At 71.0% G+C, this 21106-nt stretch carries 16 protein-coding genes; 9 read left to right on the top strand and 7 right to left on the bottom strand.

Annotated features, from left to right (window positions below; all coding sequences use genetic code 11):
• Window position 1: 1 nt before the first annotated feature.
• Both pucL and ACFVDI_RS19420 read left to right on the top strand, forming a co-directional pair.
• Window positions 2–907 (top strand): factor-independent urate hydroxylase, encoded by a 906-nt coding sequence (gene pucL / locus ACFVDI_RS19425; protein ID WP_378908391.1) that lies wholly within the window; start codon window positions 2–4, stop codon window positions 905–907.
• Window positions 908–916: 9 nt separating this feature from the next.
• A complete protein-coding gene (locus ACFVDI_RS19420; protein WP_378908385.1) occupies window positions 917–2329 on the top strand; it encodes a nucleobase:cation symporter-2 family protein in 1413 nt (470 codons plus the stop codon).
• Between the two features lie 369 nt (window positions 2330–2698).
• Here ACFVDI_RS19420 and ACFVDI_RS19415 read toward each other — a convergent pair whose 3' ends face one another.
• The 6 genes from ACFVDI_RS19415 to ACFVDI_RS19390 form a co-directional block, all read right to left on the bottom strand.
• Window positions 2699–4000 (bottom strand): guanine deaminase, encoded by a 1302-nt coding sequence (locus ACFVDI_RS19415; protein ID WP_378908381.1) that lies wholly within the window; start codon window positions 3998–4000, stop codon window positions 2699–2701.
• Window positions 4001–4008: 8 nt separating this feature from the next.
• Complete coding sequence (gene xdhC / locus ACFVDI_RS19410; protein WP_378908377.1) at window positions 4009–4854, bottom strand: xanthine dehydrogenase accessory protein XdhC; 846 nt, start codon at window positions 4852–4854, stop codon at window positions 4009–4011.
• Window positions 4855–4858: 4 nt separating this feature from the next.
• Complete coding sequence (xdhB, locus tag ACFVDI_RS19405; protein WP_378908373.1) at window positions 4859–7243, bottom strand: xanthine dehydrogenase molybdopterin binding subunit; 2385 nt, start codon at window positions 7241–7243, stop codon at window positions 4859–4861.
• Entirely contained in the window at window positions 7240–8703 is a 1464-nt protein-coding gene (locus tag ACFVDI_RS19400) for a xanthine dehydrogenase small subunit (protein WP_378908370.1), read from the bottom strand. The genes xdhB and ACFVDI_RS19400 overlap by 4 nt, the downstream gene beginning before the upstream one ends.
• Window positions 8700–10655: a 2-oxo-4-hydroxy-4-carboxy-5-ureidoimidazoline decarboxylase gene (uraD, locus tag ACFVDI_RS19395; protein WP_378908366.1), complete on the bottom strand. Its 1956-nt coding sequence runs from the start codon at window positions 10653–10655 to the stop codon at window positions 8700–8702. The genes ACFVDI_RS19400 and uraD overlap by 4 nt, the downstream gene beginning before the upstream one ends.
• 197 nt (window positions 10656–10852) lie before the next feature.
• Complete coding sequence (locus tag ACFVDI_RS19390) at window positions 10853–12382, bottom strand: PucR family transcriptional regulator (protein WP_378908363.1); 1530 nt, start codon at window positions 12380–12382, stop codon at window positions 10853–10855.
• A 208-nt stretch (window positions 12383–12590) separates the two neighbouring features.
• On the opposite strand from ACFVDI_RS19390, the gene ACFVDI_RS19385 reads away from it, so the two are divergent.
• Genes ACFVDI_RS19385 through ACFVDI_RS19355 form a run of 7 tightly spaced genes read left to right on the top strand, consistent with a single transcriptional unit; the run spans window position 12591 to window position 20315 of the window.
• Window positions 12591–13412 (top strand): hydroxypyruvate isomerase family protein, encoded by an 822-nt coding sequence (locus ACFVDI_RS19385; RefSeq protein WP_378908360.1) that lies wholly within the window; start codon window positions 12591–12593, stop codon window positions 13410–13412.
• Window positions 13413–13435: 23 nt separating this feature from the next.
• Complete coding sequence (locus ACFVDI_RS19380) at window positions 13436–14344, top strand: 2-hydroxy-3-oxopropionate reductase (RefSeq protein ID WP_378908356.1); 909 nt, start codon at window positions 13436–13438, stop codon at window positions 14342–14344.
• 1 nt (window position 14345) lies between these two features.
• Window positions 14346–16121 (top strand): glyoxylate carboligase, encoded by a 1776-nt coding sequence (gene gcl / locus ACFVDI_RS19375; RefSeq protein ID WP_378908352.1) that lies wholly within the window; start codon window positions 14346–14348, stop codon window positions 16119–16121.
• A gap of 3 nt (window positions 16122–16124) precedes the next feature.
• A complete protein-coding gene (locus tag ACFVDI_RS19370; RefSeq protein WP_378908348.1) occupies window positions 16125–17255 on the top strand; it encodes a glycerate kinase in 1131 nt (376 codons plus the stop codon).
• Window positions 17252–18136: a fumarylacetoacetate hydrolase family protein gene (locus ACFVDI_RS19365; protein ID WP_378908343.1), complete on the top strand. Its 885-nt coding sequence runs from the start codon at window positions 17252–17254 to the stop codon at window positions 18134–18136. The genes ACFVDI_RS19370 and ACFVDI_RS19365 overlap by 4 nt, the downstream gene beginning before the upstream one ends.
• Window positions 18133–19485 carry an allantoinase AllB gene (gene allB, locus ACFVDI_RS19360; protein WP_378908340.1) on the top strand — a complete coding sequence of 451 codons (1353 nt, stop codon included), beginning with the start codon at window positions 18133–18135 and terminating at the stop codon, window positions 19483–19485. The genes ACFVDI_RS19365 and allB overlap by 4 nt, the downstream gene beginning before the upstream one ends.
• Complete coding sequence (locus ACFVDI_RS19355) at window positions 19482–20315, top strand: bifunctional allantoicase/(S)-ureidoglycine aminohydrolase (RefSeq protein WP_378908336.1); 834 nt, start codon at window positions 19482–19484, stop codon at window positions 20313–20315. The genes allB and ACFVDI_RS19355 overlap by 4 nt, the downstream gene beginning before the upstream one ends.
• A gap of 154 nt (window positions 20316–20469) precedes the next feature.
• On the opposite strand, the gene ACFVDI_RS19350 is transcribed toward ACFVDI_RS19355, so the two are convergent.
• Window positions 20470–20964: a GNAT family N-acetyltransferase gene (locus tag ACFVDI_RS19350; RefSeq protein WP_378908332.1), complete on the bottom strand. Its 495-nt coding sequence runs from the start codon at window positions 20962–20964 to the stop codon at window positions 20470–20472.
• Window positions 20965–21106: the final 142 nt, after the last annotated feature.

Below are 21106 nucleotides of genomic sequence, written 5' to 3'. Positions count from 1 at the left end.
CATGCCCATTCGTCTTGGACCCAACCAGTACGGCAAGGCCGAGAACCGCGTCGTACGCATCTACCGCGACACGCCTCGCCACCAGATCCGGGACCTCAACGTCTCGACCGCGCTGCGCGGCCGCTTCGGCGACGCCCACACCAGCGGCGATCAGAAGGACGTGCTGCCCACCGACACCCAGAAGAACACCGTCTTCGCCTACGCGAAGAAGATCGGCGTCGCCTCGATCGAGGAGTTCGCGCTCGCCCTCGCCGACCGCTACCTCGAGGCCTGCCCGGCGGCCGAGGGCGCCCGGGTGGAGATCGACGAGTACGCCTGGGACCGGATCGAGGTCGACGGCGCCGGTCACGACCACTCGTTCGTGCGATCGGGTGGCGGCGTACGGACCACCGTGGTGAACGTGGACGGTCGCGGTGAGGACCGGGTGGCGCACGTCGTCTCCGGCATCAAGGACCTGGTGGTGCTCAAGTCGACCGGCTCGGAGTTCCACGGCTTCCTCAAGGACGAGTACACCACCCTGCAGGAGACCACCGACCGGATCCTGGCGACCTCGCTCGTGGCTCGGTGGCGCTATGACGGGACCGAGGTCGACTGGGACAAGGCGTACGACTCCATCCGGGCCCTGCTGCTGCAGCGGTTCGCGGAGATCCACAGCCTCGCCCTCCAGCAGACCCTGAACGGGATGGGCACCTCGGTGCTCGAGCAGCACGGCGACGTCGCCGAGATCAAGTTCTCCGCGCCCAACAAGCACCACTTCCTCTCCGACCTCTCGCCGTTCGGCCTGGACAACCCCGGCGAGGTCTTCTTCGCCGCGGACCGGCCCTACGGCCTGATCGAAGCCTCCGTCGTACGCGACGAGGCCCCTGACGCCGGCAACGCCTGGCACGCCATCCCCGGATTCTGCTGAGGCCCGGCCATGCTTGGTCGTAGGAGACAGGCAACCGCATCGGTATCGACCCGTCCCGAGGACGAACGGCATCCACCGGGCCAGCTCCTCGCCTACGGCACGCAGCACATCCTGACGATGTACGGCGGCGTGATCGCGCCGCCGCTCATCGTCGGGGGTGCGGCGGGCCTCTCGGGCACGGACCTGGCGCTGCTGGTGACCGCGGGACTCTTCGTGTCCGGCCTCGCCACGCTGCTGCAGACGCTCGGTCTCGGGCCCTTCGGCAGCCGGCTGCCGATCGTGCAGGGGATCTCGTTCGCCAGCGTCTCGACCATGGTCACCATCGCCAGCGAGGACGGGCTGCGGCCGGTCTTCGGCGCGATCATCGTCGCCGGCCTGATCGGGCTGGTCCTGTCCTCGTTCTTCGCCCAGCTGGTCCGGCTCTTCCCGGCCGTCGTCACCGGCACGATCATCACCGTCATCGGGCTCTCGCTGATGCCGGTGGCGTTCCGGTGGGCGATGGGCAACGACGCCTCCGCTCCGGACTACGGCTCGATGACCAACATCGGTTATGCGGGTCTGACGTTGGTCATCATCCTGGTGATCAGTCGGGTGTTCCAGGGGGCGATCTCACGTCTGTCGATCCTGATCGGGCTGGTCATCGGCACCCTGATCGCCGTCGTCGCCGGTCGTGCCGACTTCTCGGCGGTCGGCAAGGCCGACCTCGTGGCGCTGCCACCGCTGCTGCACTTCGGCAGCCCGACCTTCGAGGTCGGTGCGATCGTCTCGATGACGATCGTGATCCTGGTGATCATGACCGAGACGACCGCCGACATCCTGGCGATCGGCGAGATCGTGGAGACCGACGTCGACGCTCGACGTGTCGCTCGAGGTCTCCGCGCCGACATGGCCGCCACCACGGTTGCGCCCGTGTTCGGAACGTTTCCGTGCAGCGCGTTCGCCCAGAACGTCGGGCTGGTCGCCCTGACCGGCATCCGGAGTCGGTACGTCGTGGCCACCGGTGGCCTCGTCCTGCTGCTGCTCGGACTGCTGCCGGTGGTCGGCGCGGTCGTCGCCGCGATTCCCTATCCCGTGCTCGGCGGCGCCGGCATCGTGCTCTTCGGCTCCGTCGCTGCGTCTGGGATCCGTACGCTGTCCCGGGTCGACTACGAGGACAACCTCAACATGGTGATCGTCTCCGTGGCTCTCGCCGTCGGGATCCTGCCGATCGCCGTGCCGACGTTCTGGGACGCCTTCCCGTCCTGGCTCGGGGTGGTCATGCACTCCGGCATCAGTGCCACCGCCCTCGTCGCCGTCGTCCTCAACCTGCTGTTCAACGAGATCACCCTCGGCAACCGCTCCGGTGCTTCCGTCTTCGCGGCTTCGCAGGACTCTCGTGAGGGCTTCGGGGACAGGCTCGACGACGACATCGAGAGGTCGTGACCGGCTGAGGAATACCGTATGGAGGGGAGGCCGAGTCGGCTCGTCCTCACCTGAAATCGCGCCGAGTCGGCTCGTCATGACGAGCCGACTCGGCCTGATTTCGCGTCAGGATGCGCCGACTCGACCTTAGGAGAACGGCGGTTGATCAGACAGTCGAGACGTCACTCCGGTCGGCCGACCCAAGTGACGTTTCGACCGACGTACCTGACGCTTCGCAGGGCGCGACGAGGCTGCCCTGGCGAGGTCCGATCGTCGAGGCGTCACTCGCGTCGGCCGAGTTGGCATCGCATTGACCGCTCGACCGACGGGAGCGACGTCTCGGCTGACCGGGCTGACGCCTCGGCCGACGTACTTGACGCCTCGGCGGGGTCAGCCGACCAGGTGGGGGTCGGGGGTGTTGACGAGGTCGCCGTCGATCCAGACGCTGCGTACGTCGGCGGGGGTGCCGAGGGCGAACATCTTGGCGAGGGCGTCGGCGGCATCCGCGGCGTGGGCGAGGCCTACGTCGAGCGGGGTGCTCGGGGCGGGCTTGATCCACTGGGCGTCGAAGCGGCGGCCGGGGGAGAAGTCGCCGACGGTGTCGCCGAGGCCTAGGGCTTCGGCGCCGGCGACGGTGGCCAGGTGGAGGAGGTGGGTGGGGGTCAGCGGGTGGCCGGCATCGCCGAGGAGCTGCTGGGCGACGTACGCCCCCAGGCCCTCCTTGAGCAGGGAGAACCCGGTGCCGGCGCCAACGTCGGAGCCCATCGCGACGCGTACGCCGTGAGCGCGGTGTCGGGCGAGCGGGAAGAGGCCGCTGCCGAGGGCGGCGTTGCTGGAGGGGCAGTGCGCGACGGCGGCGCCGCGGGCGGCGAGCAGGGCGAGCTCGGGGTCGGTGGGGTGCACGTTGTGGGCCAGTACGGTGCCGGGGCCGACCAGGCCGTGACGGTCGTAGGAGGTCACGTAGTCGCAGCCGCAGAGCTCCTCGACGGTCGCGATCTCGCGGACGTTCTCGTTCACGTGGGAGGTCAGCATCGCGCCCGGCACCGCGCCGAGCACGTCACCGCAGGCCGCGAGCAGCGGCTCGGAGCACGACAGCGAGAACCGCGGGGTCACGGCGTAGCGGGCCCGGCCGACACCGTGCCAGCGGGCCGCGAGCGCGAGCGACTCCTCCCGTGCCCGAGAAGGGTCGGTGAACAGGTCCTCGCGGATGAGCCGGTCGCTGACCACGAGGCCACTGGTGATCCGCAGCCCGACGCGGGCGGCCTCGGCGAAGACCGTGTCGACCGCGGGCGCGAAGTGGCTGCCGAAGACCAGCGCCGTGGTGGTGCCGGCGCCGACCAGGCCGCGTACGAAGTCGGTGGCCACGCCCGCGGCGTAGTCGGTGTCGGCCAGGCGCGCCTCCTCGGGGAGGGCGGTCTGGTCGAGCCAGTCGAGCAGCGGCATGCCGAGGCCGCCGATGACGCGTACCTGCGGAAAGTGCACGTGGGTGTCGACGAATCCGGGCAGCACGAAGCCGCCGGAGAGGTCGATGACCTCCTCCTGAAGGTGCTGGCTGCGCAGGTCGGCGAAGGATCCGCGGGCGCGGATCACGCCGTCGCGCACCAAGAGCGCGCCGTCCTGTTCGGTGCGGAGCTCGCCGCCGGAGAACGGGTCGGAGGGGGTGTCGAGGAAGGTTCCTCGGTAGAGCGTCATTCGGGATGTCACCTTGCTTGTTGTTCGGTCGATACGTCGGTGGTCGAGCTTGTCGAGACCCCCGCGAAGAGCTGCAGCAGCCGGGCCGCGACGCTGACCGCGATCGTGGCCGGCTCCTTGCCACCGAGATCCGGGAGGCCGATGGGGGTCGTGATCCGGGCGATCGCCTCGGGGCTGTGGCCCTCGTCGGCGAGCTTGGCCCGGAACCGGCTCCACTTGGCGCTCGAGCCGATCAACCCGATCGACCCGAGGTGTGCGGCGCGGAGGGCCGCGTCGCACAGCGCGGCGTCCTCGGCGTGGTCGTGGGTCATGATCAGGATGTGGGTGCCCTCGGGGAGCTCGCTGATCACGAGCTCGGGCAGCACCGGCACCTCGTGGACGTGGATGCCGGCGACGGTGTCGTCCAGGCCTCGCAGGTGGTCAGGCGAGAGCTGGGCGGCGCGGGAGTCGACGAGGTGCAGCTCGAGGTCGTGGCGGGCCAGGATGCGGGCCAGCTCGACCCCGACGTGGCCCATCCCGAAGACGGCGACGGACGGGACCACGGGGAGAGGCTCGAGCAGCAGCTCGACCTCGCCACCACAGCACTGCACACCGTGCTGGTAGGGCGCCTTGTCGGAGAGCGACACCTTCAGGCTCTCCGGCACCCCACCACCTTCGGTGAGCATCGCCCGGGCGCGCTCGATCGCCACCGCCTCGAGGTTGCCGCCACCGACGGTGGCCCAGGTGCGGTCGGCCGAGACGACCATCTTCGCCCCGGCCTCGCGCGGCGAGTGACCACGCACGGACGACAGGGTCACCAGTACGCCGGGAACCCGCTGCTCGCGCAGCCGCTGGACGGCCTTCAGCCACTCCATGTCCTCACCTCTCCCCGGCCATGGCCGGCTCGGCGCCGGCGTCGCTCGTCTCGGGGGCCGGCGGCGTACGCGCCTTGTCGAGCGCCCAGTAGACCGCCTCCGGCGTCGCCGGGGAGGCCAGCTCGACGCTGATGCCGGCCGGACCGAACGCGGCGGCCGCCTCGCGCAGCGCCTCGCGTACGGAGAAGGCGAGCATCAGCGGGGGTTCGCCGACGGCCTTGGAGCCGTAGACGGCGCCCTCCTCGTGGGCCTTCTCGAGCAGCTGCACCCGGAAGTCCTCGGGCATCTCGGAGAAGCTCGGCAGCTTGTAGGTGCTCGCTGCCTGCGTCGCCAAGCGACCCCGGTGGGGCCCGTCGGAGGTGTCCCAGCGCAGGTCCTCCAGGGTCAGCCACCCTGCGCCCTGGACGAAGCCGCCCTCGATCTGGCCGATGTCGATCAGCGGGCTCAGGCTGTCCCCCACGTCGTGGACGATGTCGACGCGTCGCAGCGTGTAGGCACCGGTGAACCCGTCGACCTCGACCTCGGAGGCGGCGACGCCGTTGGCGAAGTACTTGAACGGCTCGCCCTGCATGACGTTGGGATCCCAGTGCAGACCCTCGGTCCGATAGAAGCCGGCCGCCCACAGCTGGACCCGCTGGTGGTAAGCCGTGTTCACGAGCTCGTTCCAGCCGATCGACCCCGAAGCGGGGGAGAGGCCGCGGACGACGCCGGCCTCGATTCGTACGTCGCGGGGGCTGATCCCGAGATGGCCGCCGGCGACCTGGGCGAGCCGCTCGCGGATCTGCTCGCAGGCGTTCTTGATCGCGGCGCCGTTGAGGTCGGCGCCGGAGCTGGCCGCGGTCGCCGAGGTGTTGGGCACCTTGTCGGTGCGCGTGGGGGCGAGGCGTACGCGGTCCAACGGGAGCCCCAGGGCCGTCGCGGCGACCTGGAGCATCTTGGTGTGCAGGCCCTGACCCATCTCGGTGCCGCCGTGGTTGATCAGCACCGAGCCGTCCTTGTAGACGTGGACGAGGGCGCCGGCCTGGTTGAAGGCGGTGAGGTTGAACGAGATGCCGAACTTCACCGGCGTCATCGCCAGGCCTCGCTTGGTGTGCGGGTGCCGACTGTTGAAGTCGGCGATCTCCGCGCGGCGGCGAGCCACCTCTCCCGACGCCGCGACCTGGTCCCAGCAGGCAGCCAGCCGGTCGGCCTGGCGCACCTGCTGGCCGTAGGGCGTGGTCTGGTCCTGCTGGTAGAAGTTGCGGCGCCGCAGCTCGAGCGGATCGATGCCGAGCAGGGGCGCGCACCGGCCGAGCAGGTCCTCCATGACGAGCATGCCCTGGGGGCCGCCGAAGCCACGGAAGGCGGTCTGCGAGGTCTTGTTGGTGCGCGCGACCCGGCCGTCGACCCGGATGTTCGGCACCCAGTAGGCGTTGTCGATGTGGCACAGCGCGCGGGCCAGCACCGGCTCGGAGAGGTCGAGACTCCAGCCGCCGTCGGCGGTGAGCGTGGCCTCGAGAGCGACGATATGGCCCTCGTCGTCGAACCCGGCCCGCCAGGTGCTGTGGAAGCCGTGGCGCTTGCCGGACATGGTGATGTCCTGGGTGCGGTTGAGCCGCAGTCGCACCGGCCGCCCGGTCAACCGAGCGCCGAGTGCGGCGATGGCCGCATAGCCGTGCGGCTGCATCTCCTTGCCGCCGAACGCGCCACCCATCCGCAGACACTGGACAGTGACCTCGTGGCTCGGTACGCCGAGCACGTGGCCGACGATCTCCTGGGTCTCGGAGGGGTGCTGGGTGCTGCTGTGCACGAGCACCTGGCCGCCCTCGTCGACCAGCGCCAGCGAGACGTGGGTCTCCAGGTAGAAGTGCTCCTGACCTGCGAACTCGAACTCACCCTCGAAGACGTGCGCGGCGTCGGCCAGGGCGGCGCCGACGTCCCCGCGAGAGAGGTTGCGCGGGGTCCCTTGGAAGCTCTCCGCCGCGATCGCCTCCTTCACCGTCACCAGCGAGGGCAAGGGCTCGTAGTCGACCTCGACCGCGGCCGCGCCCAGCCGGGCCGCCTCCTGGGTCTCGCCGAGCACCCAGCACACCGCATGGCCGTGGAACATCACCTCGGTCGGGAAGAGCGGCTCGTCGTGCTTCACACCGGCGTCGTTGAGACCCGGTACGTCCTCGGCGGTCAGCACGCGCACGACGCCGGGCACCGCATAGGCGGGCGCGGTGCGCAGCGCGGTGACCATCGCGTGGGCGTGCGGCGCCTGGACCGGCCAGGCGTGCAGCGTGCCGGCGATCCGCCCGACCAGGTCGTCGGTGTAGAGCGCCTCGCCGGTGACGTGCAGTGCGGCGCTCTCGTGCGGGAGCGGGATCCCGACGACGGGGTTGTCGGGGCGTTGGGACAGGGCGCTCATGCCAGTGCCTCCTCCATGTCGACAGGACGGTGGGTGTGGAACATGCGCAGCAGGGACTGGCCGAGCATCGCCGAGCGGTAGGACGCGCTGGCGCGGTGGTCGTCCATCGGTGTGCCCTCGGCGGCGAGAACGGCCGCGGCGCGGCGTACGGACTCCTCGGTCCAGGGCTGCCCGACCAGGGCGTCCTCGGTGGCGACCGCACGCAACGGGGTGGCGGCGACGCCACCCAGGCCGATCCGGGCGCGGACCACGGCGCCGTCGGCGATCTCGAGCGCGTAGCCCACGGCCACGCTGGAGATGTCGTCGAAGCGGCGCTTGGCGATCTTGTGGAAGCCGACGACCGGAGCCAACGGCAACGGCAGCCGTACGCTGCGGATCAGCTCGTCGGCGGCCCGGACCGTCTCCCGGTAGCCGGTGAAGTAGTCAGCCAGCGCGACGACCCGCTCGCCGCGCGGCGAGGCCAGGACCACCTCGGCGTCGAGCGCGAGCAGCGCCGGCGGGGCGTCGCCGATGGGCGAGGCGGTGCCGATGTTGCCACCGAGCGTCGCGCCGTTGCGGATCAGCCGCGAGGCGAACTGCGGGAACAGCTCGGCCAGCAGCGGCACCCGACCGTTGAGCTTGCGCTCGATCTCGGTCAGCGTGAGGGCCGCGCCGATCTCCACGCGGCCGGTCCGGAAGGAGAGCTCGCGCAGCTCGGGCAGCCGGTCGATCGCCACCACCAGGGGCGCGCGGCGGCCGCGGAGATTGACCTCCACGCCCCAGTCGGTCGATCCGGCGACGACCTGGGCCTCCGGCCACTCGGTGATCAGGTCGAGCGCCTCGGTGAGTCTCTCCGGGCGCACGAACTCTGCGCCGTCGACCGCGATCCGGGTCGGCCGCGGCTCGGGCGGAGGCTGCTGCTGGCGCGCGGCGAGCGCGTCGTCGGCCTCGGGGGCCCCGAGGGCGTAGGCGGCGTCCCGGATCGGGCGGTAGCCGGTGCAGCGGCACAGATTGCCGCTCAGCGCGTGCAGGTCGACGCCGTTCGGGCCGTGCTCGTGATCGCACGAGGCTCCGTCGACGGAGGGCTCACGGTTCGGGCGGTAGTACTCCGCGGCCAGGCTGCAGACGAAGCCCGGGGTGCAGTAGCCGCACTGCGAGCCGCCGCGTACGGCGAGCTCCTGCTGGACCGGGTGGAGGTCGTCGCTGGACCCGAGGCCCTCGCTGGTCACCACCTCTTGGCCGTCGAGCGCGGCGACCGGGACGAGGCAGGCGTTGACCGAGGTCCACTCGGTCGGAGAGGTGGTGCCGGGCCGGGCGACCAGCACCGAGCAGGCGCCGCACTCGCCCTCGGCGCAGCCCTCCTTGGCGCCGGTCAGACCGCGGTTGCGCAGCCAGTCGAGGACGGTGGTGTGCGTGGCGACCCCGGTCAGGGGCACCTGGTCCCCGTTGACGGTGACACAGGGGGCGCTGGGTGTGCTCATCGTTGACTCCGGATCGGGTTGCGGGTGCGGGCGCTGTGGATGGGGTTGGCATCGCGCAGGAAGTCGTCGAAGCGGTGGCCGGCGATCTTCGCGATCTCGATCAGTGCGGCGGCGTGCTCCTGGCGTTCGCAGTTGCCGAGCCGCTCGCGGCCCTCGGCGAGGATCCGGTCGAGCGAGTCGGAGTCGCGTACGGAGATGACCAGCGGGAAGCCGAACCGCTCGTGATAGGCGTCGGTGAGCGAGGTCAGCGCCTCCTGGTCCGGCTCGGCCAGGTGGGTCAGGCCGCGCGAGGACTGGTCGCGTAGCGACTCCTCACCGACGATCCCGTCCGAGACCAGCTTCGAACCGAGCTCGGGATAGGCCTCGATCAGCTCGCGCTGCTCCTCGACCGAGCCGCTGAACAGGGCGTCCTGGAAGGCGCGGCGCAGCGCGTGGGTGTCGGCGAACGGCCGCTGCTCCCAGGCCCGCTCCACCATCCACCGCGGTCCCTGGAACAGACCGTCGAACGTCTCCACGAACTCGGTACGTCCCATCTGGTTGACCTGGTCGAGCCGGACGCCCTCACCGGGCTGACCGGCGACGGCCGGGCCGTAGTCCGGGCCGACGTGGTGGAACAGGATGTTGAGCAGGATCGCGGTCAGGCTGCCCAGGGTGATGCCGCTGCCGAAGATGATCTCGGCCCATCCCGGGACGGCCTGGGCGACCTCAGGCTGTGCGGTGACGTACATGGCCAGGCCGACGCTGGTCGCCACGATCACCACGTTGCGGTGGTCGTGGAAGTCGACCTTGCTGAGGGTCTGGAAGCCGACGACCGCGACCGTGGCGAACATGGCCAGGGCGGCGCCGCCGAGGACCGGGTGCGGGATGCCGGCGACGATCGCGCCGACCTTCGGGAGCAGCCCGATGAACACCATGATCAGGCCGGCCGCGGCGACGACCCAGCGGCTCTTGACCCGGGTCAGCCGGACGAGACCGACGTTCTCGGCGAAGCAGGTGTAGGGGAAGGAGTTGAAGACGCCACCGATGGTGGTGGCCAGGCCGTCGGCGCGCAGGGCACGGGCGATGTCGTTGCGGCCGATCCGCTTCTCGACGATCTCGCCGGTGGCGAAGACGTCACCGGTGGTCTCCACGGCGGTGATCAGCATGACGACGATCATGGACACGATCGCGGCGGCGGAGAACTGTGGCCAGCCGAAGTGGAACGGGGTGGTGACACCGACCCAGTCGGAGCCGGCGACCGCGTCGAAGTGGGCGTCCCCGAGAGCCCACGCGACGAGGGTGCCGACGACCAGGCCGACGAGCACGGCGACGGTCGCCATGAAGCCCTTGAACACCCGCTGGATGACCACGATCAGGGCCAGGGTGCCCAAGGCGTACGCCAGGTTGCGGCCGCTCGTGGGGTCCGAGGTCGGCCCGGCGCCACCGGTCGCGTCCGCGGCCGCGACCGGCAGCAGCGCGATGCCGATGATCGTGATCACCGAGCCGGTCACGACCGGCGGGAAGAACCGGATCAGCCGGCTGAAGTAGGGGGCGATGAAGAAGGTCGCCAGACCGGCGACGATCACCGCGCCGTAGATGACGAGCAGCCCGTCGGTGCCGCCACCTGCGGCGAGCCCGATCGCGATCATCGGCGAGACGGCGGTGAAGGTGACGCCCTGCAGCAGCGGGAGACGTACGCCGACCTTCCAGAAGCCGACCGACTGGATGATCGAGGCGATGCCGCAGGTGAACAGGTCGGCGTTGATCAGGTGGATCAGCTCCTGCTGACTCAGCCCGATCGAGTTGGCGAGCAGGATCGGCACGATCACCGCACCGGCATAGAACGCGAGCACGTGCTGGAGGCCGTAGACGGCGAGCTTGCCCGCCGGGAGCACCTCGTCCACGGGGTGGGTGGGGCCGGCACCGACCTTCTTCTGCGGCCGTATCGACCTCAGGACTGCTCTCGCGTTCATCCTCACACCTTTCTCGGGGGCGCCCTGGTGGGCAGGTGAGCTGTGACTTACCCCACAGCCTGGTCTCCCGGCGCCCTGAGCGGCACCCGCCGATCATCCGAAGATGCGGTCGGTGCGGATGTGGCCTTTGTGTGATGCTCCAGAATGGCGCGCGGCTGGTTTCCGAGCGGTTTCTGAGCGGTTTCGCTGGACCGAGCTCAGAGCGATCTGAGGGCGAGGAAGACGTCGACGCGGTCCTCCATCGTCGTCAGGTCACGGCCGGTCAGCTCCTCGACCCGGGAGATCCGGTAGCGCACGCTGTTGACGTGGAGGTGGAGCGACTCCGCGGTGCGCGTCCACGACCCGGCGTACGTCAGGAACCGGTCGAGCGTCGGCACCAGGTCGCTCCCGGTGCGCTGGTCGTGCTCGAGGACCGGGCCGAGGACGCGCTGGGCGTAGGTGCGGCGGATGTCGTCGGGGACGGTGGCCAGCAGCAGTACGTGGGAGGTGACCTCCTCGGAGCTGGACAGGGCCACCGCGCCGCCGCCGGAGCGGGCGACCCGGTGGGCGAACCGGGCCTCCTCGAGTGCGCCGGCCAGGGCGTCGATGCCGCTCTCGCCGCTCAGCCCCACGGACAGGGAGCCGCGGACCAGCGCCGGCGCCAGCCGGGTCAGCGAGCGGCGCAGCTGGTCGGTGAGGTCGGGGCGGGCGGGGAGGAAGGCGACCGCGCAGCCGTCCCGGGCGGCGCTGGCGACGACGGACGGCCCCAGGCCGAGAGCCACGTCCTCGAGCACCGCGGCCACCGCGTCGGGTGGCCCGCCCGGCCCGAGCTCGGCCACGGCGAGGACGAGAGGACGGTCGGGATCGATCCCGGACTGGCGCAGTCCGGTGGCGATCTCGGCAGGTGAGGCACCGGCCTCCACGTGGGCGAGGGTTGCTGCCGCGAGCGGCCGCCGGACGCGGAACCCCTCGTCGCGGCGCGAGCGGTCCAGGGCGGTGATGGCTCCGAACTCGTGAACCATGTCGAGGTCCTCCCGTGGCCAGGTGGTGTGGTCGCCCTCGACGGCCACGGTCCAGCCGGTGACGCGGTCGGCCAGGCCCGATCCGACGGGGAACAGGGAGTAGCTGCGGTCACCCACCTCCGCCACCGCCGGCAGCAGATCGGCGGTCAGGAAGCGGCGGGTGAGCGCGTCGACGGTCTCGGGATCGAGCTCGCCGGGACCAGGGACGACATGTCGGCCGCTGGCGGTGAGCACGCGGCACGCATGGCCGATCTCGGAGGCCACCCGGGCGGCCAGCTCGTCGAGGCTGCGGCCCGAGGCGATGGCGGAGAGGAGCTGGCGCTGGCGGGCCAGGCTGGCCGACATCCGGGCGCTCTCGCCGGCGGCGCCGGCAGCCGCGACATACTCGGTGACGTCGGCGAACGCCACGTCGCCGGGCACCTCGACCAGGGCGACCTGATGGCGGCGGCAGGCCTCGACGAGGTCGTCTGGCACGGCGCCGAGGAGGGCCGCGCCGGCCAGCAGGCAGGTCGCACCGCCGTCCGCGATCGAGGACACGAACGTCTCGCTGTCCTCGGGTCGGCGGCGCCAGACGAGGCCGGTCAGGACGAGCTCGCCACCGTTCAGGTAGCGGCCGGGCTCGAGCAGGTCGATCGTGATCGTGCGTCCCACCGGACGCTCCAGCGAGCCCTCGGGCGCATGCAGGAGCCGCAGGCCCAGGCTGGGCGTCTCCAAAAGCTCTGCCAATAGCACGGTGCCTCCACCGGTCAGCCGGTCCGTTTCGGGCCTCGTCTTGGAGGAACGTACAACGCCTGCGCGCATGCGTGGGAGGCCCGTTGTCGTTTCTTCATCAGTTTGCGGCCTGGTGCCCGCACCGGGTTGACGTGTCTCCGGTCACATCCTTATATTTCGAATGTCAGAAATCAAATTCCGCATTACGGAAGGATTGGTGAGGATGTCCCACCAGCTCCGCTACGAGGTGAACTGCTCGATCCTGTTCACCGACCTCCCGCTGCTCGAGCGCCCCGCGGCGGTGAAGGCCGCCGGTTTCGACGCGGTGGAGTTCTGGTGGCCCTTCGCCGAGGCGGTGCCGTCCGACACCGACGTGGACGCCTTCGTCGCCGCCGTTCAGGACGCCGGAGTCCAGCTCGTCGGCCTCAACTTCTTCGCCGGCGACATGCCTGCCGGAGATCGCGGCCTGGTCTCGTGGCCGGCCCGGTCGGCGGAGTTCCGGGACAACATCGATGCCACGATCGGCATCGGCGAGCGCCTCGGCTGCACCGCTTTCAACGCGCTCTACGGCAACCGTGTCGACGGCACCGCCCCCGAGGTGCAGGACGAGCTCGGCGCCGAGAACCTCGGGATGGCCGCCCGGGCGGCCGCTCGCATCGGCGCCACCGTGCTGGTCGAGCCGGTCAGCGGCGCTGCCCGCTATCCGCTGCTCACCGCCGCCGACGCGGTGGCCGCGATCGACCGTGCCGGCGAGCCCAACATCGGCCTGCTCGCCGACCTCTACCACCTCGCCGTGAACGGTGACGACGTCGACGCGGTGATCGCTGCGTACGCCGCTCGCATCGCGCACGTCCAGATCGCCGACGCCCCGGGCCGCAACGAGCCCGGCACCGGCGACCTCCCCCTCGAGCGGCAGCTCGCCGCCCTCGAGGCGGCCGGCTACGGCGGCTGGGTCGGGCTGGAGTACAAGCCCGCCACGACCTCCGCCGAGAGCTTCGACTGGCTGCCGCGCGAGCGCCGCAGCGCCGCCACGGCCACCCGCTGACAACCCCCGCAGGAGAGATCATCATGACCAACATCGCATTCATCGGCCTCGGCATCATGGGCAACCCGATGGCCGTCCACCTGGCCGAGGCCGGCCACACCGTCGCCGGCTACGACCACTCGCCCGAGCGGGCGAAGGGCCTCGTCGAGGCGGGCGGCCGGGCCGCCGAGTCCACCGCCGACGCCTGCCGCGACGCGGACGTCGTCTGTGTCATGGTCCCGGACTCGCCCCACGTCGAGGAGGTCCTCACGGCCGAGGGCGGCGTCTTCGAGAACGCGCCCGCCGGCGCGCTGATCATCGACTTCTCCAGCATCCGGCCCGACGTGACCGCGGCGCTCGCCGAGCAGGCCACCGCCCGCGGCTTCCGCATCCTCGACGCCCCGGTCTCCGGTGGCGAGGCCGGCGCGAAGAACGCGGCTCTCTCGATCATGGTCGGCGGCGCGGCCGACGACTTCGCCACCGCGAAGCCGCTCTTCGACGCCGTCGGCAAGACGATCGTCCACGTCGGCCCGAGCGGCGCCGGCCAGACGGTCAAGGCCGCCAACCAGCTCATCGTCGCCGCCAACATCCAGGCGCTGTCCGAGGCGGTCGTCTTCCTCGAGGCGTACGGCGTGGACACCAAGGCCGCCCTCGAGGTGCTCGGCGGCGGGCTCGCGGGGTCGAGCGTGCTCAACCAGAAGAAGGAGAACATGCTGACCCGCTCCTTCCAGCCCGGGTTCCGCATCGACCTGCACCACAAGGACATGGGCATCGTCACCTCCGCCGCCCGCGAGGCCGGCGTCGTGGTCCCCCTCGGCTCGCTGGTCGCCCAGCTGATGGCGAGCGCACGGGCCAACGGCGACGGCGGCCTGGACCACTCCGCCCTGCTGCGGGGCGTCGAGCGCCTGAGCGGAATCTCGACGAGCTCGACCACCGAAACCGAGGAGAACTGAGATGGCACGCATGCGCGCGGTCGACGCCGCCGTCCTGATCCTGGAGAAGGAGGGCGCGACCCAGCTGTTCGGCCTCCCGGGTGCCGCGATCAACCCGTTCTACAGCGCGATGCGCAAGCACGGCGGGCTCCAGCACGTGCTCGCCCGCCACGTCGAGGCGGCCTCGCACATGGCCGAGGGCTACACCCGGGCGAAGGCCGGCAACATCGGCGTCTGCATCGGCACCTCCGGCCCGGCCGGCACCGACATGATCACCGGTCTCTACTCGGCCTCCGCCGACTCGATCCCGATCCTGTGCATCACCGGTCAGGCGCCGGTCGCGAAGCTCCACAAGGAGGACTTCCAGGCGGTCGACATCGCCGCCATCGCCGGCCCGCTCGCCAAGATGGCGGTCACCGTGATGGAGCCTGCCCAGGTCCCCGGCACCTTCCAGAAGGCCTTCCGGCTGATGCGCGAGGGACGTCCCGGCCCGGTCCTGGTCGACCTCCCGCTCGACGTGCAGCTCGCCGAGATCGACTTCGACATCGAGACGTACGAGCCCTTGCCGATCGCCCGGCCGGCGGCCAGCCGTGCCCAGGCGGAGAAGGCGCTGACGATGATGCTGGCCTCGGAGCGCCCGCTGATCGTCGCGGGCGGGGGCGTGATCAACGCCGACGCCGCCGACCTGCTGGTCGAGCTCGCCGAGGTCACCGGTGTTCCCGTCGTCCCGACGCTGATGGGCTGGGGCACGATCCCCGACGACCATGCGCTCAACGCGGGCATGGTGGGCCTGCAGACCTCTCACCGCTACGGCAACGCGACCATGCTGGCCAGCGACTTCGTGCTCGGCATCGGCAACCGGTGGGCCAACCGCCACACCGGCTCGGTCGAGACCTACACCCGCGGACGTACGTTCGTGCACATCGACATCGAGCCGACCCAGATCGGCCGGGTCTTCGCGCCGGACTACTCGATCGTCTCCGACGCCCGGGCGGCGCTGAAGGTGCTCGTCGAGGTCGCTCGGGAGTGGGCGGGCGCGGGCCGGATCCCGAGCCGTACGGCCTGGGCCGAGGAGTGCGCCGAGCGCAAGCGGACGCTGCACCGCAAGACGCACTTCGACGACGTCCCGATCAAGCCGCAGCGGGTCTACGAGGAGATGAACCGCGCCTTCGGCGCCAACACCCGGTACGTCACCACGATCGGTCTCTCCCAGATCCAGGCCGCGCAGCTGCTGCACGTCTACCAGCCGCGGCACTGGATCAACGCAGGTCAGGCGGGTCCGCTCGGCTGGACCCTGCCGGCCGCGATGGGGGTCGCGACCGCCTGTCCTGACGGTCAGGTCGTCGCGCTGTCGGGCGACTACGACTTCCAGTTCCTGATCGAGGAGCTGGCGGTCGGCGCGCAGTTCAACATCCCCTACATCCACGTCGTCGTGAACAACTCCTACCTCGGCCTGATCCGCCAGGCCCAGCGCGGGTTCGAGATGGACTACTGCGTCCAGCTCGCCTTCGACAACGTCAACAGCCCCGAGGTCGACGGCTATGGCGTCGACCATCTCAAGGTCGCCGAGGGGCTGGGCTGCAAGGCGATCCGGGTCACCGACCCCGCCGATCTGGGTGCTGCCTTCGAGAAGGCCAAGGCGCTTCAGGCGGAGTATCGGGTGCCGGTGCTGGTCGAGGTGATCCTCGAGCGCGTCACCAACGTCTCGATGGGTGTCGAGATCGACGCTGTCGTCGAGTTCGAGGAGCTGGCCGAGCGTGGTGAGCACGCCCCGACCGCGCTCGTCCCGCTGGACTGACTCATGGTCCGCGTGCTCGTCGCCTCCGACAAGTTCAAGGGATCGCTCACCGCTGCCGAGGTCGCGGCGGCGGTGAGCGCCGGGGTACGCCGGGGGTGTCCCGGTGTGGTCGTCGACGCGATCCCGGTCGCCGACGGCGGCGACGGCACCCTGGCGGCGGCCGAGTCGGCCGGCTTCACCCTGGTGCCGGTCACCGTGACCGGGCCGACCGGGTCGCCGGTGCGGACCGCGTACGCCCGGCGCGACGACACCGCTGTCGTCGAGCTCGCCGACGCGGCCGGGCTCGTCCGGCTGCCGGGGGCGCCGGATCCGCTGGGCGCCACCAGCCTCGGGGCCGGCCAGGCGATGGCGGCCGCGATCGATGCCGGGTGTCGCCGGGTGGTGCTCGGTATCGGCGGCAGCGCCAGCACCGACGGCGGTGCGGGGCTGCTTCGTGGGCTCGGTGCCCGGCTGCTGACCGCGTCCGGGTCGCCGGTGCCAGAGGGCGGAGCCGGCCTGGAGCAGGTGGCTCGACTCGACCTCGCCGAGCTCCGGCCCCGGATCGAGGGGGTCGAGATCACCGTCGCCTGCGACGTCGACAACCCCCTCACCGGACCCCGTGGCGCGGCCGCGGTCTACGGGCCGCAGAAGGGTGCCGATCCCGACCAGGTACGCCGCCTGGACGGCGCGCTCGCCCACTGGGCCTCCGTCGTCGCGGAGACGACGGGTGCCGATCTCCGGGACCACCCTGGTGCCGGTGCCGCCGGGGGTGTGGGTTTCGCTGCTGTGGCTCTCCTCGGCGCCGAGCTCCGCTCGGGGATCGATCTCGTGCTGGAGCTGGTCGGCTTCGGGGCTCGGCTGGAGGGCGCGACCCTCGTCGTCACCGGAGAGGGAGCGCTCGACGAGCAGACCCTGCACGGCAAGGCCCCGGCCGGCGTCGCCGCGGCCGCCGCGCGCGCCGGTGTCCCGGTCGTGGCGGTCTGCGGGGTCAACCACCTCGACCACGAGCGACTGCGGGCGGCCGGGATCGACGCTGCGTACGCCCTTGTCGACATCGAACCCGACCGGCGGCGCTGCCTGACCGACGCAGCGGCCCTGCTCGAGCAGATCGCCGAGCGGATCGCCACAGATCATCTGATCAAGGAGGACGCATGAGACTGCTGAGGGTGGGACCGCCGGGCGCGGAGCGCCCCGCGGCCCTCGACGACCAGAACATTCTGCGTGACCTGTCGGCTGTGGCGCCGGCGATCGACGGCAGTCTGCTCGGCGACCCGGCGCGCCTCGCGTCGGTGCGGGAGGCGATCGCCTCGGGCCGACTTCCGAGGGTCCCCGACGGCACCCGGATCGGGCCGCCCGTGGCCCGGCCGGGGAAGGTCGTCGGGGTCGGACTCAACTACGAGGACCACGCCGAGGAGGCCGGGGTCGCGATCCCGGAGGAGCCGGTGGTCTTCCTGAAGCCCTCGACGTCGATCGTGGGTCCTCACGACGAGATCGAGCTGCCACCGGGGTCGACGATGACCGACTACGAGGTCGAGCTGGGCGTGGTGGTCGGGCGCACGCTCTCCCGATGCCGCGACCCCAGGCAGGCGCTCGCCGCGGTCGGCGGCTACCTCACCGCCGACGACGTCAGCGAGCGGGCTCGGATCGCGGCCGGGCCGACCTGGGCCAAGGGGAAGTGCGCCGACACCTTCACCCCGATCGGCCCGTGGCTGGTCACCTCCGACGCCGCGGGCGACCCGCAGGCGCTGACCCTGGAGCTGTGGGTCGACGGCGAGCGGCGACAGCACGGAACGACCGCCCGGATGGCCTACAGCGTCGGCGAGGTGCTCGCGTACCTCAGTACGCTGATGACACTCGAATCCGGCGACCTGGTGCTGACCGGGACGCCGGGCGGGGTCGCAGCGTTGCGGCCCGAGCCCCGGCCCTTCCTGCGCGAGGGGCACGTGGTGGAGGCCGAGGTGATCGGCCTGGGGCGCCAGCGTACGCGGGTGGTGGCGGTCGAAGAGGCAGTTGATGAGGCAGAGGTGAAGATGTGAGTCGAGATCTCGATGTCGTCATCCGGGCAGCGCGGATGGTGACCCCGGACGGCGAGACAGCGGGCAGCGTCGGGATCCGCAGCGGGAGGATCGCCGCGGTCGGGCCGGGGGACCTGACCGCGGACCGCGTGGTCGACCTCGCCGACGACGAGGTGCTGATGCCCGGCGTCGTCGACGCGCACGTGCACGTCAACGACCCTGGCCGGACCGAGTGGGAGGGCTTCGCCTCCGCGACCCGGGCCGCGGCCGCCGGCGGGGTCACCACCATCGTCGACATGCCGCTCAACAGCATCCCGCCCACCTGTGACCTCGCGGCGCTCGCTCTCAAGCGCAAGACGGCGTGGAGACAGGTCTTCGTCGACGTCGGCTTCTGGGGCGGCGCCATCCCCGGCAACGTCGCCGATCTGCGACCGCTGCACGAGGCGGGTGTCTCCGGGTTCAAGTGCTTCCTGCTGCACTCGGGCGTCGACGAGTTCCCGCCGCTCGACGCCGAGCAGCTCGAGCTCGCGATGCGCGAGATCGCGGCCTTCGACGGTCTGCTGATCGTGCACGCCGAGGACGCCCACGCGATCGAGCACGCGCCCGCCGCAGGGGGTGGGACGTACGAACGATTCCTGCACAGCCGGCCGCGGGGCGCCGAGAACCTGGCGATCGCCCAGGTGATCGAGCTGGCCCGGTGGACCGGCTGCCGCGTCCACATCCTGCACGTCTCCAGCTCCGACGTGCTCGCGATGCTGGCCTCGGCCCGCCGCGACGGGGTCGCGGTCACGGCCGAGACCTGCCCCCACTACCTGACCTTCGCCGCGGAGGAGATCCCCGACGGGGCAACGCAGTACAAGTGCTGCCCGCCGATCCGAGAGGCGGCCAACCGCGAGCTGCTGTGGCAGGGCCTGCGCGACGGCGTCATCGACATGGTCGTCACCGACCACTCGCCCTCGACGCCCGACCTGAAGGCCCTCGACACCGGCGATTTCGGGGTCGCCTGGGGCGGCATCTCCTCGCTCCAGCTCGGGCTGTCGGCGGTCTGGACCGAGGCCCGAGCCCGCGGCTTCGCCCTCACCGACGTCGCCCGCTGGATGTCCGCGGCCCCCGCCCGTCACGCCGGGCTGCCGGGCAAGGGGCAGATCGCGGTCGGCCACGACGCCGACTTCGCGGTCCTCGCCCCCGACGACACCTTCGTCGTCGACGCCGCGAGGCTCCATCACAAGAACGCCGTCACGCCCTACCACGGCCGGACCCTCGCAGGCGTCGTCCGCGAGACCTGGCTGCGCGGCGAGAAGATCGACATCGAGGCCGCGCCCCAGGGCCGGCTGCTCAGCAGAGTCACCACAGAAGGAGCCCGACCATGAGCGAACCTCGCTACTACGCCCCGACCGGCGGCCACCCGTCGCAGCGTGAGCTGACCACCGACCGGGCCGTGTTCACCGAGGCGTACGCTGTGCTCCCGCGTGGCACCATGCGCGACATCGTCACCAGCAAGCTCCCGTTCTGGGAGGGCACCCGGCTGTGGGTGATCGCCCGGCCGCTCTCCGGTTTCGCCGAGACGTTCTCGCAGTACATCGTCGAGGTCTCGCCCGGTGGGGGCAGCGACAATCCCGAGCTCGACGCGGGTGCCGAGGGCGTCCTGTTCGTGGTCGAGGGGGCGCTGACGCTCGCGATCGACGGGAAGAAGCACGACCTCGCCCCCGGCGGCTACGCCTTCCTCCCGCCCGGTTGCGCCTGGACGCTGCACAACACCAGCGACCAGATCGCCCGCTTCCACTGGATCCGCAAGGCCTACCAGCGGGTCGAAGGCATCGAGGTGCCGGAGCCGTTCGTCACCAACGAGGTCGACGTGCCCGGCGGCGAGATGCCGGGCACCAACGGTGCCTGGAAGACCCAGCGCTTCGTCGACCCCGATGACGTACGCCACGACATGCACGTCAACATCGTCAGCTTCGAGCCCGGCGGTGCGATCCCGTTCCCGGAGACGCACGTGATGGAGCACGGGCTCTACGTCCTGGAGGGCAAGGCCGTCTACCTGCTCAACAAGGACTGGGTGGAGGTGCAGGAGGGCGACTTCATGTGGCTGCGGGCCTTCTGTCCGCAGGCCTGCTACGCCGGTGGACCCGACCGGTTCCGCTACCTGCTCTACAAGGACGTCAACCGGCACGCGGTCCTGTCGAGGCAGTTCACCTGATGCCGGTCGGCCTCCGCTGTCGTGGCTGACCCCGCGCGATGTGGAGTTCCGGTCGCAGCGGTCATGGGCTGCGCGTGAAAGAAACATTTCTTTCACGCGGGGAGCATCGCGCCGCTGTAGAGCTGCCGGCGACGACCCGCCCGTACGGCAGATGTCAAGCGAGGTCGAGGCTGAGCGATGTCAGCCCCCGGACCGACCTGAATCCGAGCTCCCGGTAGAGGCCGAGCGCCGCTTCGTTGTCGGTTTCGGTCACGAGGGACAGCCGGGTGGCGCCTGCTGTGAGCGCCGCGTCGCGGACGGCGCCGACCAGCGCGGCCGCCACTCCATTGCGGCGGGACCCCGGGAGCACGAACAGGTCACGCAGTTGCCAGAACCGTCCCATGGCCAGGGATGCCGGGACCGCATGGCTGGTCGCCAGACCAATCGGAGGTGAGCCGGCGGGTGGTTCGACGGATGCAGTGAAGACGGTGAGCATGTTCGACCGGACCATCTCGGTGAGCCAAGCGACGGTGCGTTCGCCGGTGTCCTCCGGCGGCACGCCGTAGTGGCGCCGGTAGTGGTCGAACAGAACACTGGCCGCGGCGAGCGTCTCCTCGGTGTCACACGTCGTGACCCGCAGCGCCGCCGTCGGGACTGATCTGTCGCTCATCTCTGCCTCCTCCGGACCCAGGACCATGATCTACGCCCATACGAAATCGATGACCTGAACAACAAATCCGATTCGCCTCGGTGAGCGAAGACCGGGTGACAGCGCCTCTGCGCCGATCGCCCCCCCTTCGACCATGAGGAGC

Source organism: Nocardioides sp. NPDC057767 (genome assembly GCF_042798275.1).
Classification (GTDB): domain Bacteria; phylum Actinomycetota; class Actinomycetes; order Propionibacteriales; family Nocardioidaceae; genus Nocardioides.
This window is presented reverse-complemented; position numbering and strand designations above follow the sequence as displayed.